This is a genomic window from Xanthomonas sp. JL1 (genome assembly GCF_038405005.1).
Window position 1 is genome coordinate 13173 of the sequence record NZ_JBBYGR010000046.1, and the last position, 12953, is coordinate 26125.

The window sequence follows — 12953 nt, forward strand, 5'->3', positions numbered from 1 at the left end:
ACATCCTTCGCGCGCGCCCTATGCCACCGAACTCTCCGGTTCCGCTGGTTCGATGCGATTACGGCCCGAGCGCTTGGCGCGATACAGCGCCTCGTCGGCACGCGCCAGCAACGACGCGGCGGTGTCGCCGACGCGGAACCAGGACACGCCCACCGAACAGGTCACCTGCAGCGGGCGTGCGGCACCCACTTCGTAGGGGGCCAGGCTGAGCGCTTCGTGGATGGCGCGCAGCCGGCGCTGGCTCTGTTGGATCACGCCCGGCAGCAACAGCAGCAATTCTTCGCCGCCGTAGCGGCCCACCTTGTCCGAATCGCGCAGGCAGGCCGTCAGCCGCGCGCCCACCGTGGCCAGCACCGCATCGCCGACCAGGTGCCCATGGTCGTCGTTGACCTGTTTGAAGTGGTCCAGATCGATCAACACCACTGCCAGCGGATGCTCGCCGTGCGCGCAGCCCTGCAGTTCTGCGGCCATCGCTTCCAGGATGCCGGAGCGATTGAGCAGGCCGGTCAGCGCGTCGTGGCTGGCCTTCAAGGCCAATGCCGCGCGCGCGTTTTCCAGTTCGCGTTTTTCGCGCTCCAGCTGGTAAGTGCGCTCGGACACCAATTCGGCCAGCATGCGTTCGCGCGCCACCAGATGGCGGTGCCGCCAGCGCCACAGGCCGATCAACAGGCCGCCGCCAATCAGTACATACAGTGCGATCGCCGGCGGGCTACGCCACCACAGCGGCGCGACCGCGAAGGGCAGGTCGGCGATGGGCGATGCGGTGCGACGGTAGCGATCCAGCACCTGGACCTGCAGGCGGAAATGCCCGGAGGGCAGGGGGGGCTGGTCGATGGACAGGTTGTCGCTCTGAATCCATTCGTCGTGCAGGCCGAGCAGGCGATAACGCACCGTCAGGCGGCTGGGGTCGTCGTAGACCTCCATCGTCGACAGCTCGATATGCAGCGGTTTGTCGCTCCAGCCCAGCAGTTGCCCGCGCTGCACCGGCATCCCGCCGCGGCTGAGGCTGTCGATGCGTACGCTCGGCTGGCGCTCGTCGAACAGGTGCGCCGGGTCGCTCAGGTGGCTCACCCCGCGTGCGGTGCCGATCCAGATCGAACCATCCGGATCTTCGGCAAACGCCGCCTCGGAGATGTCCTCCCAGATCAACCCCTGCGACTGCGACAGATGCGCCCAATGCTCACCGTCGTAGACCTCCACGCCACGTGTATGGCCCACCCAGACCCGGCCGGCGCTGTCGCCGCACAGCAGATACACGCCGACATCGCGCAGCGCTTCGTCGCTGATTTCTTGCAGGTCCAGGCCGTCGCGCAGCAACATGCCGTGCCACAGGCCGGGGCGATAGAACGCCAGCCAGACCTCACCGCTGTCGCTGATATGGAACTTGCTGATCCATGGCTCGGGCGCGCCGCCGTTGACCTGGACTTTGACGTTGGACCAGTGCCCATCCTGCAGCCGGAACAAGCCATTGGAGGTGGAGACCCACAGCGTTCCGTCGGCGGTTTGCTGGACATCGGTGTAGGCGATGGCGGGCATGTCGGCCACGGCCTGCATGCTGCCGCCGTCGAGCGGGTGCTCGATCACGAACAGGCCACCGGCACTGAGCATCCACAGCCGGCCCTGGCGGTCGATCAACAGGCGACGCCCAGTGCGCGGCAGCTTGGCGATTTCCGCGCTGTGTCCGTCCGGCCAGGTGCGGCGCAAGAAACCGGCCGAACTGAGTGTCCACAGACTGCCGTCCTGGCTGCGCTCCATGCCCACGATCTGGATGCCGGCGCTGTGCAGGGCCGGGACGAAGCGCCCATCCGGATCGGTCTGGCGACCGATGCCGTGTTCATTCCCGACCAGCAACGCGCCTTGCCCGTCGCGGGCGATCGACCAGGTCGGCGCGGCCGGCATGCCTTGCGAAGCGTCCCAGTTTTCGATCCATTCGTAGCCGGCCCAGCGCACCAGTCCTTCGCCGTCGACGGTCATCCAGACATCGCCTTCGCGGTCCACCAGGATCGCATCGCTGCTGGCCGGTGGCAGGCCGTTCTCGGTGCCAAACGTGCGCCAGCGGCCGTTTTCCCAGCGCGCCAGGCCGTCGTTGCGACGCACCAGCACGCGTCCCTCGCGGTCCATCACCAGCGGCGCCTGCCGACCGACCGTACTGCCATCCAGCAGCGGCAGCGGACGAACGCTGAAGGTGTCGGCGCCGCGCGCACGATAGAGCAGGGTGCCGGCACCGCGCACCCACAACCCGCCGTCTTGGTCGCGCAACACGCTGGACCAACGGTCTTCCGGCACACCACGTTCCGGTCCGAAGACCTGCACCTTGTGCTGCGCATCGATGGCGCACAGCTTGCGAGCGCAACCCGCCCACAGCGTGTTGCCATCCACCGACAAGCTGAACACCTTGGACAACTCGGGAACGCGTACGCGGGTTGCGGTGTCCAGCAACGGTTGGCTCTGCCAGTGCCCGTTGGCGCGTGGCTGAAGGATTTCCAGACTGCCCTCATTGAGCAGCACCGTGCCCCAGGGGAGGCCGGCAAGTTGGATTTTGTCCTGCAGGTGCTGGGCTTCGTCCGGCGCCAGTTTGCGGAACCCGTGTTCGTCGCCGACGAACACGCTCTGAAAGCCGGCCACCCACAACCGCCCATCGGCGGATTCGGTCATCGAACTGATGGGCTCGTTGCGCAAACCATCCAGCGGCACTTGTTGAAACGTGCGCCCGTTATAGCGATACAGCCCGCTCTCGGTGCACACCCACAGCAAGGTGGCGCGGGTCTGCAGCAGACAGGTGCCGGCAAGACCGAGCAGGCCCTGGTCGTGGGCATACCGCCGGATGCTGATGCTCTGCGCGCCTGCCAGATCCGCCAACGACAGCAACGCCAACAGCAACACCACGGCAAACGGTGCACGCCGGTGCGACGACCTCCATTGGCGTTGCTGAAACCCCACGGGCGTTGCAGTCTCCCATGCATCGGCGCATGCGTTCCGCGCAAATTGCGCGGTGTCTCACGCTTGCAATTGGCAGCCCCCCCCATAGCAGGCCGCATTGTAACCATTAGCGGCTGCCAATACGTATTTCTTTAATGTTCCAGCGAGCATGGCGACGTGAGGGGTGCGAGCGCGACTGTTTGCTCGGTTCGGTATACGGCGCTGGTCGCGCGCGTGCGCACGCTTGGCCCATACGCAGTCGCGAAAGGGTCCAAAGCGCTTGACCGGCCGGCATATGCGTCTTGCGGCAGTGCGATGCGTTGACGGCGCCGACCTGCCTTAAACAGCTGCGGTTGATGGGGTGCGACAGACGGCTGTGTCACTCGCGCTGCTGCGGGTCCAGCGGCAAGACCTGCCCAAGACGATCCAGGGGCACGTGGTCGTAATCGATCCGATTGCGGCCGCTGCGCTTGGCGCGGTACAACGCGGCGTCGGCGCGTGCCAGCAGTTGCTCCAGCGTTTCGCCAGCCTGGAACCAGGCTACACCGATCGAGCAGGTGACGTGCAGCCAGCCGTCGTCGACGGGGTAGTCGCCGCAGATGCCGCGGTGCATGGCGTCCAGGCGATGCGTGGCACCCGGCGTCAGCCCTGGCAGCAGCGCCAGCAATTCTTCGCCGCCGTAACGGCCGATGCGGTCGTCGCCGCGCACCAGCGTATCCATGCGGTGGCCGACCCCGGCCAGCACGGCGTCGCCGGCCAGGTGGCCATGTTGATCGTTGACCAGTTTAAAGTGATCCAGATCGATCAACACCACCGCCAGCGGCCGCCCGCTGCGCGCGGCGTGCAGCAGCATTTCGCGCAGCGCGGCCAGGATGCCGGCGCGGTTAAGCAGGCCGGTGAGTTCGTCGTGGGTGGCTTTGAGCGAGAGTTCGGCGCGCGCTGCTTCCAGATCGCGCTTGTCCTGTTCCAGCTCGGCGGTGCGCTCGGCTACCAGTTGCTCCAGCTCGTGTTTGCGCCGCAGCAGTTTGGCGGTGCGCCAACGCAGCAGCGCGATCACCGCCACGACGGCCAACAGCAGGTAGCCGGCGATGGCAGCGATGCTGCGCCACCATGGTGGACGTATGACGAACTGAAAGCGCGCGATCGGGCTGGCACTGCGCTGATAGGCATCCAGCGCCTGCACCTCCAGCGTGTAGTTGCCCGGTGGCAGCAGCGGATAGGTGAGGTGGCTGAGTGAGGACGTGGTCCAGCGCGCCTGGACCCGGTAGCGGAAGCTGATGCGGTTGGCGCCGCCTTCCACGCCGGGCGTGCTCAGCTCGATCTCCAGCGGCGTTTCCGACCAGGCGATCGACGCGCCGGAATGCACGATCTGGGCACCACGCCGGACCTCGGCGATGTCGACCCGCAGCGGTTGCGCGGCGAACAGCCGTTGCGGGTCGCGCAGATGGCTGAGTCCCCGGCTGCTGCCGATCCAGATGCTGCCGTCGTCGTCTTCCAGAAAGGCGTTGGACGACATGTCGTCCCATAGTAGCCCCTCGGCGCGGGTGATCCGCGACCAATGGCCGTTCTGGTACAGATCCAGCCCCTGGCTGCTACCTACCCACAACCGCCCCTTGCGGTCGTGGCGCAGGATGTAGGGCATGATTCTGGAAATCAGCGGGTCGTCCACCGCCTGCAACAGCAGGCTGCCGTCGCCTTGCAGGCGGCCGTGCCACAGGCCGGTGTCGCGCAGCGACAACCAGATTTCGCCATTGGGCGCGAAGTCGATCTGGAGCATGTCCTGGCTGGGCAAGCTGCCCCGCACGGGAATCTTCACCCAGGTAGTGCCGTTGCGGCGATACAGGCCATCGCGGGTGGCCGCCCACAGCCGGCCCTGGCGATCGAAATCGATATCGCCGATGAACTTGCCTTCCATTGCCGGGTCGGGGGCCAGTGCATAGGGCGGGGCGGCCTGGCCGCGGACCAGGCCGCGCGGTGTCGCGATCCACACCGTCCCTGCCTTGTCGAACAGCAATTTGTAGCCGGCGATGGGCAAATCCATCACGCGGCTGGTCACCCCGGTGAGCGGATCGCGCCGGGCAATGGCGCCGGAGTAATACGACACCCAGGCCGCACCATCGGGCGCCACAGTGATGTTCAGTGCCTGCGACAACACCGCACCGTCTTCCAGCAGCCATGGCTGCGCATGCGTGGCATTCCGCTTCAACAAGCTGGCGCCACCGTCGGCACCGACGGCGAGCATGCCGTTGGGTAGGCGCTGCATGGTCCAGGTCGGCGCTGGCGGCATGCCTTGCGCTTCGGTCAGGTGCTCGATGCTGTCGTAGCCCAACACCCGCTGCAGGCCCATTCCGCGGGTGCCGAGCCATAGCGTGCCGTTGCTTTGCAGCAGCAACGGGCCGACCAGGGCGTTCAGCTGGAGGCCCTGGTCGGCGCCGATATCGGTCCAATGCGTGCCTTCCCAACGCACCAGGCCATGATCGGACCGGGTCAGCATGCGTCCACGCGCGTCTTCCACCATCGTGGTCGAGCCGGACAGCGTATTGAAACTGTTTTCCGGATTGGCCGGGTGTTCGGTAAAACGGGCGCCGCCGGGGGCGCGCGAGACGATCGTGCCGCCGCCGCGCAACCACAAGCGTCCGCCCCGTTCGCGGAAGATCACCCGCCAGCGTCGCGCCGGCACACCATCGGCTTCGGACAGCGCTTCGACCACAGTGCCGCGCGCATCCAGGCGACAGACTCCGCCATCGCACGGTACCCAAAGGAACTGCCCATCTGCCAACAGCGTCGTACCCGGCTCACGCAGTTTGCCGTCGGCGGTGCGCACCGGCAGCGGTTGGACCTGCCAATGGCCGTCGGCCTCTGGCGTCAGTGCCAGCAGCGCGCCGTTGCTGGCCACCGCAACCCCGGTGCGGTAGGCCGCGATGACATTGCCGGCGTCGGCACGGATGCGTTTGCCGTGATCCAGCACTTGCACGAACTGCTCGCCGTTGCGCACGAAGACGCCGTTAGCGGTGGCCACCCACAGGCGCCCGGCATGATCCAGCGTCAGCGCGCGCGTATAGCGCGCATCCAGCCCCTGATCCTGGCCGACCGGAATGAAACGATCACGCTCGAAACGGTGCAAGGCCAGCTCGGTCGCCACCCACACCACACCGCGGCGGTCTTCGACCAGGCCGGTGATGCTCATGCCTTGCAGACCATCGCTCTGCGCGTAATCGCGGAAGCTGTAGCTCTGCGCGCGCGTACTTCCGATGCCCGCCGCTGCCAATGCGACCACGAACAGCCCGCGCCAGACCCAGAACGCGATGCGCTGCGGCGCAGAAAGGGCGAACAGGATATGCAGCTTGAACATCGGTCGCCGTTGGATGGGTAGGTGGTTGATGAGGTGTGAGCATCAATAAGTCAGTGGGATTGACGGCCTGTCGATTACAAACTTGAACGGCGGACTACGCGGTCAATTTTCTGGCGGCGTCGAATGCGGTATCGAACATGCGCTGCACAGGGGGGGCGAATTCGCTGGCGAAGCTCGACAACAGGAACAGCCCCAGCAACACCGTCAGCGGCAAGCCCAACTGCACCGGATTCAACGCCGGCGCGGCCTTGGACAGCGCGCCGAAGGCCAGGTTGACCGCCAGCATCGCCACCATCATCGGCAACGCCAGGGTCAGCCCGCCGCGCAGGATCTGCAGAAACAGGGTGGGCGCTACTTCGGCGAATGCGCCGGCATCGGGCAATGCGGTGCCGATCGGCAAGGCTTTATAGCTATCCACCAGCAGTGCGATCACCGCCAGATGGCCGTTAGCCGCGAAGAACAGCAGCCCGAAGCCGATGTAGAACCACTGCGCGATCACGCCCGACGTCACGCCGCGCATGGGGTCGGACATCTGTGCGAACGACAGGCCGGTGGACTGCGACACCAGCTCGCCGGCCAATGCGCCGGCTTCGAAAATCAGCTTCAGCATGAAGCCCATGCTGGCCCCGATCGCCAGCTCGCGCGCGATGCTCAGCACCGCCTGTGCGGTAAAACCGTCCCACTCCGGCACCGGCGGCAGGATCGGCGCCAGCACCATTGCCAGCGTCCCGGCCAGCATCACCCGCACCCGTCCGGGCACGGCGCGCGTGCCGATCAACGGCATAGCGGTGAGCAACGCACCGGTACGCAGCATGGTCCACATGATCGCCCCGACCATCGCGAACGCGCGCTGGCCGTCGATCACCATCTGGGTTGCAGCATCCATCCGCGCTACCCGCTAGCCGATCAGATGCGGTATGCGCTGGAACAGCGCGATGGTGAACTCCACCAGATGCCCTAGCAGCATGCTGCCGGTGGCAAACAGCGTGGCCGTCAGCGCCACCGCTTTGGCCACGAAGGCAATGGTCGGCTCGTTCAATTGGGTCGCGGCTTGCACCACACCAATCACCACGCCAACCACCAGCACGGCCAGCAACATTGGCCCGGCAATCCACAGGACGGTGACCAGGCCACCACGCAGTTCAGTCAGGGCGATTTCAGGACTCATGGGAGGTGCTGATGCAAGTGGGATGCCAAAGGGGGGGGGCGGGATTGGGGAGTCGGGATTTGTGATTTGGGCTTGGCAGGCTATTTGCTGGTGGATGAGGTCGGTTTCATCCCTGCGATTGGCCTTGCCGTCAGCCTGTTGTTGTTGTTGCTGTGCTCTTGCTTGGCTTTTGCAGTTCGCTTTTCATCCTCCATACCGCAGCGGCAGGCCATCCGGGTCAAACCCCACAGGGGCGGCGCGCATGGATGCGCGAGGTTTTTGTAAAGAGCCCAAAAGCAAGAGCTAAGCACAATGACAAAATGCACAGCCGCACAGCCGCACAGCCGCACAGCCTGAGCAGTACGGCTGTGCTGTGCGGCCCCTTCGACAAAACGCACTCAGATGGCAAGTGCTAAAGCGGGCAACGCGCGGCTACCCCTACGCGGCGTTGAAACTCGCAGCCAACGTGCCGACCACCAGCACCCAACCATCCACCAGGATGAACAGCAGAATCTTGAACGGCGCGGAGATCAGCATCGGCGAGAGCATCATCATGCCCATCGACATCAGTACGCTGGCCACCACCAGGTCGATGATCACGAATGGGATGAAGATCAGAAAGCCGATTTCAAAGGCGGTCTTCAACTCGCTGGTCACGAACGAGGCCACCAGCACCGGGAACGGCACGGCGTCCGGGCCGACGTATTTGCCGTCGCCCGCCATGCCGGCGAAGGTCATCAGATCGGTTTCGCGGATCTGCGCCAGCATGAAGGCGCGTAGCGGCTGGGTGGTCAGTGTCCAGGCGGTGGAAAAATCGATCTGGTTGTTGAGGTACGGCTGTAGGCCGGCGCCCCACATCTTTTGCCACACCGGCATCATCACCAGCGCGGTGAGGAACATCGACAGGCCCAGCAGTACCTGATTGGACGGCGTCTGGCCGGTGCCCAGCGCCTGGCGCAGCAGGCCCAGCACGATGGTGATACGGGTGAAGGCGGTCAGCACCAGCAGCATCGACGGCAGCAGGGTGATCGCCGTCATCAGCAGCAAGGTCTGCAGCGGCAGGCTCACCGGCTGGTCGCCGATACGGCCCACGCTCACGTTCGGCAGCGACGGTAGCTGGTTGGAACCGGCCGGCACCGCAGCCGGCGTGGCCGCAGGTGCGGCTGCCTGCGCCATCGCCGGCAGCGCGGCCGGCGTGGCCGCGGCCAGCAGCGGGCAACTCATCAACAGCACGATCAGCACCCGGCGCACGCTACGCCCCCAACGATTCCAACGGCTCAACATGTCACGGGTCCTTGCGCAGCTTCTGTGCGAGCAGCTGGGCGAAATTGGGGAGTTGCTTGAAAGTGGGCAGGGTGGGTGCGGGCGTGGTCGGCAGCGGTTCGGGCAAGGTGTGCAGGGTGCTGATGCCGCCGGCGGTGACGCCGAGCAACAACTGCTGGCCGTTCACCTCCACCACCACCACACGTTCCTTGGCACCAACTGCCAGGCTGGTCACCACACGCAAGCCCTCGGTGCTGCGGAATCCGCTGCCGGGCATGCGCTTGAGCAACCAGCTCAGGCCGACGATCAGCGCGAGCACCAACAGCAACGCAAAGATTGCGCCAAACAGGCTGGGCGAGGACGGCGCCTGCGCGCCGACCTGGGTCGCCTTGGCCGCGACTGGCGCGACTGGCGCGACGGTGGCAAGCAGGCCGATCACCGCAGCCTCCGGATCCGTTCGCTGGGGCTGACCACATCGGTCAGGCGAATACCGAAGCGGTCGTTGACGACGACCACTTCGCCGTGTGCGATCAGGGTGCCGTTGACGTACACGTCCAGCGGTTCGCCGGCGCCGCGTTCCAGTTCCACCACCGAGCCCTGGTTGAGCTGCAGCAGGTTGCGGATCGGAATGCGTGCGCGGCCCACTTCCAGCGACAGGGTCACCGGCACGTCCAAAATCACGTCCAGATTAAGGTCGGCGGCGTTCTGGTCGTGTTCGGCCTGCAGGCTGTCGAAGGTGGCAGGCGAGGCGTCGAGGATGTCGGAGTTAATCATTTGCTGGAGTCCTGGGAGGGAACGGCGCGTGGGGCTTGCACGCCGGGCGGGCGTACGGCGGTGATCTTGACGGCGTTGTTGCCATTGGAAACGCCGAATTCGCCGGTGAATAACGGGATTTCTTCCACGCACAGCGGCACCTGGGCGGGCAGGTCGATCGGCAGGATGTCGCCGACCTTCAAACCGGTGAGCTGGCGCAGACTCATGCGCTTGCTGGCCAGCACGCTGGACAGGGTCACCTCGGCGGTGTCCAGCTGCTCGCGCAGCATCACGTTCCAGGAGTCGTCGCGGTCGTTGCGGTCGCTCTGGATGCCGGCGTCGAGCAGTTCGCGGATCGGCTCCAGCATCGAATAGGGCAGGGTGATGTGGATCTCGCCACCGCCGCCTTCCAGCTCCACATGGAAGCGGCACACCACCACGTACTCGCGCGGGGTGACGATGTTGGCGAAGTGCGGGTTGATCTCCGAGTTGATGTACTCCAAGTCCACGTCCATCACCGGCGCCCAGGCTTCCTTCAAGTCGGCGAAGGTCTGCTTGAGCATCAGCTGCACCACGCGCATTTCGGTGGCGGTGAATTCGCGGCCTTCGATGCGGGTGTGATACCGGCCGTCGCCGCCGAAGAAGTTGTCCACCACGGTGAACACCAGCGTGGGTTCGAACACGATCAGGCCGGTGCCGCGCAGCGGTTTGAAGCGGATCAGGTTGAGGTTGGTCGGCACATACAGCGAGTGCATGTATTCGTTGAACTTGACCAGGTCGATGCCGCGCACCGACAAATCGGCCGAGCGCCGGATTAGATTGAACAGGCCGATGCGCCACAGCCGCGCAAAGCGCTCGTTGACCATCTCCATGGTTGGCATGCGCCCACGGATGATGCGGTCCTGGCTGGACAGATCGTATTGACGGGCCTCGCCGGGCAGCGGCTCCGGCTCGGTATTGACCGCGCCCGAATCCACGCCATGCAGCAGGGCATCGATCTCGTCTTGGGAAAGCAGATCACTGACGCTCATGGGGCAGGCCTTACTGAGTAACGAAACTGGTGAACAGCAATTCTTCGACGCACTTCTTGCCGGTCTCGCTGGTCATGACCTTCTGCGTTTCCGCCAGTGCAGCCTTCTGCAGCTTCTGCTTGCCGGCCAGGTCGGCCACGTCGGTGGCCTTGGTCTGCGACAGCAGCATCAGCAGGTGCGCACGGATCGCCGGGGCGTTCTCGGTGATGAGCTTGAGCTCTTCCGGGTCGCGGGTGACCAGCTGCACTTCCACCTGCAGGTACTGCGGGCCATCGCCGGGGTCGGCCAGGTTGACCACGATCGCCGGGTCCATCGGGAAGTACTGCGCCGGCTTTGGCACCTCGGCCACCTTGGGTGCGTGCTTGTCACCTTTGTCATCGGCCTTGTGGCCCAGAAAGAACCAGGCGCCGCCACCAGCGGCCGCCAACACCACCACGCCGATGGCGACCAGCAGAATGGGCTTCTTGCCGCCCTTCTTCTTCTCGCCCTTATCGTCTTTGTCTTCGGACTTCTTGGGTTTTTCGGCCGCTGCCACAATCTGCTCCAGGGGAATGCTCGCACTGTCGATGCAATTTGCATGCCAAAGCGGCGTCGGTTTCCTGGCGCGGGCAGCGCGCAGGCCGAAAAAACCCCCGCAATCCTTGCGCTGCGAGGATGCAGGCGCGTCATCGGCAGGCAGCCGAGGCGCGATGTTCAGCGGTGCCGGGGCGTGCCCGGCACGTTATCTCAGGCGTAGGCGTCCAGCAATCCACGCTGGCGTAACACCACCGACGGAATTCCGACGGGCGGGCTGTCGTCCAGGGTGAGGCCGTTGCCGTGGCCATTGCCGCCATTGCGATTGCCGGACGGATGCTGGTGTTGCTGGCCGACATCGGCCTGGCCAAGCTGGAAGCCGTTCTGGCCGAGCATTTCGCGCAGCCGCGGCAGGCTCTGTTCCAGCGCCTGACGGGTGTCGGCATTGGCAGCGGTGAAGCTGGCATTGACCTTGTCGCCGTCCAGATGCAGACGCACTTCGACCGGACCCATCTCGTTCGGGGTCACCTTGATGTGGGCGTGGCCGATCTTCTGGTCGGCCAGCCAACTCATGCGTGCGCCGATGGCATCGTCGAAGTTGTCGCTGCCCAGGTCCGGGGTGGGGGTGGGCGAGGCGCTGAAAATCGGCGCCGCATCCTGCAGGCGGCTGAGCGCCGGCGCGGTGGTGGTCGGCAGCGCGAACGCCGGGGTGTCCGGCGCGGCCGGAGCGGTACTGTCGTCGGCAGCCGGTTCCAGCGCTTTGGCGGCCATGCTCATCAGCGCGGCAGTCTGTGCGTCGCCGTTTACGGCGGTGGTCGACGTGGGTTTGCCGCCTGCGCCTGCGGCGGCGGCCGGCACCAGTGCGCCCAACGCGGGCAGGGCGGGGGCAGCGCTCGCGGTTGCGTTGGCGGCGGTTGCATCGGTGGGCAATGCGGTGGCCGTCCCGGCGGCGTTGGCTGCGCCGGCCATGCTGGCGGTCAGCGCCGCGGCTGCGGCAGCCAGCACATCGCCACCCGGCAGCGCCTGCGCCAGCAAGCCCATGCCGAAGCCGCCCAGGCCCGCGGGCGGCCAGCCGGCATCGGTCGCCGATGCAGTTGCCGCCTCTGCGGGTGCGTCCTCGCTCGCCGTGGCGGCGGTCTTGGTGTTCTTGCCGGTCTTGCTGGCAGCGGTAGCGGCGCTCTTGTCGGACGCTGCCGCGTCCTTGGCGGTGCCGGACTTGGCCGGCTTGGCATCGCCGTCCTGCGCCCGCGGCCGTGCGGTGGCATCGCCGGCCGCGTCGTCGCGGTTGTCGTCGTCGCTGCGATTATTGTCGGACTGGTTGGACTTGGGCGCGGCCTGCTTGGCGGGCACGCGTTCTGGCGCCTGCGGCGGGGCCTGGTGCGGCGTGTTGGCCGGATTGAGCATGCGCGCAAACTGGTCCTGGCCTGCGTCCGGTTCGGACGACGGGTCGCTGTAACTGGATTTCTTGCCAGTGCCGGCAAGCGCGCCGAGGCCGGCGGCGAAGGCGGACAGGGGATTCATGCGGATTCTCCGTGGGTGTCCTGGCTGCGGGCCAGACGCGAACGACGCGCGCCGAGGTCGTCCATCTCACGCTGGTCGCGGCGTTCGATCACTTTGTTTTCCTGGGCGCGATAACTGGCGGCCAATTGCTCCAGTACCTGCTTCTCGCGGCTGGCCAGCAGCAGGCGGGTACGCTCGGCTTCGACCTTGGCGATGTTGCTTTGCACGGTCTGTGCCTGCTGCAGCACGGCGCTGTCCAGACGGTCCAGAAATGCGCGGCGGTTGGTCAGCGCCACCGCGCTGGTGCCGGCCATCTTGCTGTTGGCGTATTCCTCGACGTAGCGGCGCAGTTCTTCCAGACGCGATTGGTGGGTTTGCAGGGTGCGCTGGCGTTCGGCCAGATCGCGAGCGACCTTGTCTTCCTGTTCCTGCGCGCGGCGCAGTAATGGGTCGATCCGTTTGGACTGCATCATGA

At 65.9% G+C, this 12953-nt stretch carries 11 protein-coding genes; all 11 read right to left on the minus strand.

Translation table 11 applies throughout. The annotated features are described in order from the left end of the window. Positions 1 to 18: 18 nt before the first annotated feature. The 11 genes from WJW29_RS10350 to fliJ all read right to left on the minus strand — a co-directional run bounded on the left by WJW29_RS10350 (position 19) and on the right by fliJ (position 12951). Positions 19 to 2940, minus strand: coding sequence for a ligand-binding sensor domain-containing diguanylate cyclase (locus WJW29_RS10350; protein WP_011259243.1), 2922 nt, complete (start codon positions 2938 to 2940; stop codon positions 19 to 21). Positions 2941 to 3298: 358 nt separating this feature from the next. Continuing rightward, positions 3299 to 6271 carry a ligand-binding sensor domain-containing diguanylate cyclase gene (locus WJW29_RS10355; RefSeq protein ID WP_011259242.1) on the minus strand — a complete coding sequence of 991 codons (2973 nt, stop codon included), beginning with the start codon at positions 6269 to 6271 and terminating at the stop codon, positions 3299 to 3301. A 94-nt stretch (positions 6272 to 6365) separates the two neighbouring features. Continuing rightward, the gene (gene fliR, locus WJW29_RS10360) at positions 6366 to 7157 is read right to left on the minus strand and encodes a flagellar biosynthetic protein FliR (protein WP_011259241.1); all 792 of its coding nucleotides are present in this window, start codon (positions 7155 to 7157) and stop codon (positions 6366 to 6368) included. A 12-nt stretch (positions 7158 to 7169) separates the two neighbouring features. Then, positions 7170 to 7439, minus strand: coding sequence for a flagellar biosynthetic protein FliQ (locus WJW29_RS10365; RefSeq protein WP_005917968.1), 270 nt, complete (start codon positions 7437 to 7439; stop codon positions 7170 to 7172). A gap of 417 nt (positions 7440 to 7856) precedes the next feature. Further along, positions 7857 to 8702, minus strand: coding sequence for a flagellar type III secretion system pore protein FliP (gene fliP, locus WJW29_RS10370; RefSeq protein ID WP_011259240.1), 846 nt, complete (start codon positions 8700 to 8702; stop codon positions 7857 to 7859). 1 nt (position 8703) lies between these two features. Next, complete coding sequence (gene fliO / locus WJW29_RS10375) at positions 8704 to 9111, minus strand: flagellar biosynthetic protein FliO (protein ID WP_027703545.1); 408 nt, start codon at positions 9109 to 9111, stop codon at positions 8704 to 8706. A 5-nt stretch (positions 9112 to 9116) separates the two neighbouring features. Then, complete coding sequence (gene fliN, locus WJW29_RS10380; RefSeq protein ID WP_011259238.1) at positions 9117 to 9455, minus strand: flagellar motor switch protein FliN; 339 nt, start codon at positions 9453 to 9455, stop codon at positions 9117 to 9119. After that, positions 9452 to 10465, minus strand: coding sequence for a flagellar motor switch protein FliM (fliM, locus tag WJW29_RS10385; protein ID WP_011259237.1), 1014 nt, complete (start codon positions 10463 to 10465; stop codon positions 9452 to 9454). Before fliM ends, fliN begins: the two co-directional genes overlap by 4 nt. Before the next feature lie 10 nt (positions 10466 to 10475). Beyond that, entirely contained in the window at positions 10476 to 11000 is a 525-nt protein-coding gene (locus WJW29_RS10390; RefSeq protein ID WP_011259236.1) for a flagellar basal body-associated FliL family protein, read from the minus strand. A 191-nt stretch (positions 11001 to 11191) separates the two neighbouring features. After that, positions 11192 to 12499 (minus strand): flagellar hook-length control protein FliK, encoded by a 1308-nt coding sequence (locus WJW29_RS10395; protein ID WP_011259235.1) that lies wholly within the window; start codon positions 12497 to 12499, stop codon positions 11192 to 11194. Next, the gene (gene fliJ, locus WJW29_RS10400; protein ID WP_011259234.1) at positions 12496 to 12951 is read right to left on the minus strand and encodes a flagellar export protein FliJ; all 456 of its coding nucleotides are present in this window, start codon (positions 12949 to 12951) and stop codon (positions 12496 to 12498) included. The genes WJW29_RS10395 and fliJ overlap by 4 nt, the downstream gene beginning before the upstream one ends. Positions 12952 to 12953: the final 2 nt, after the last annotated feature.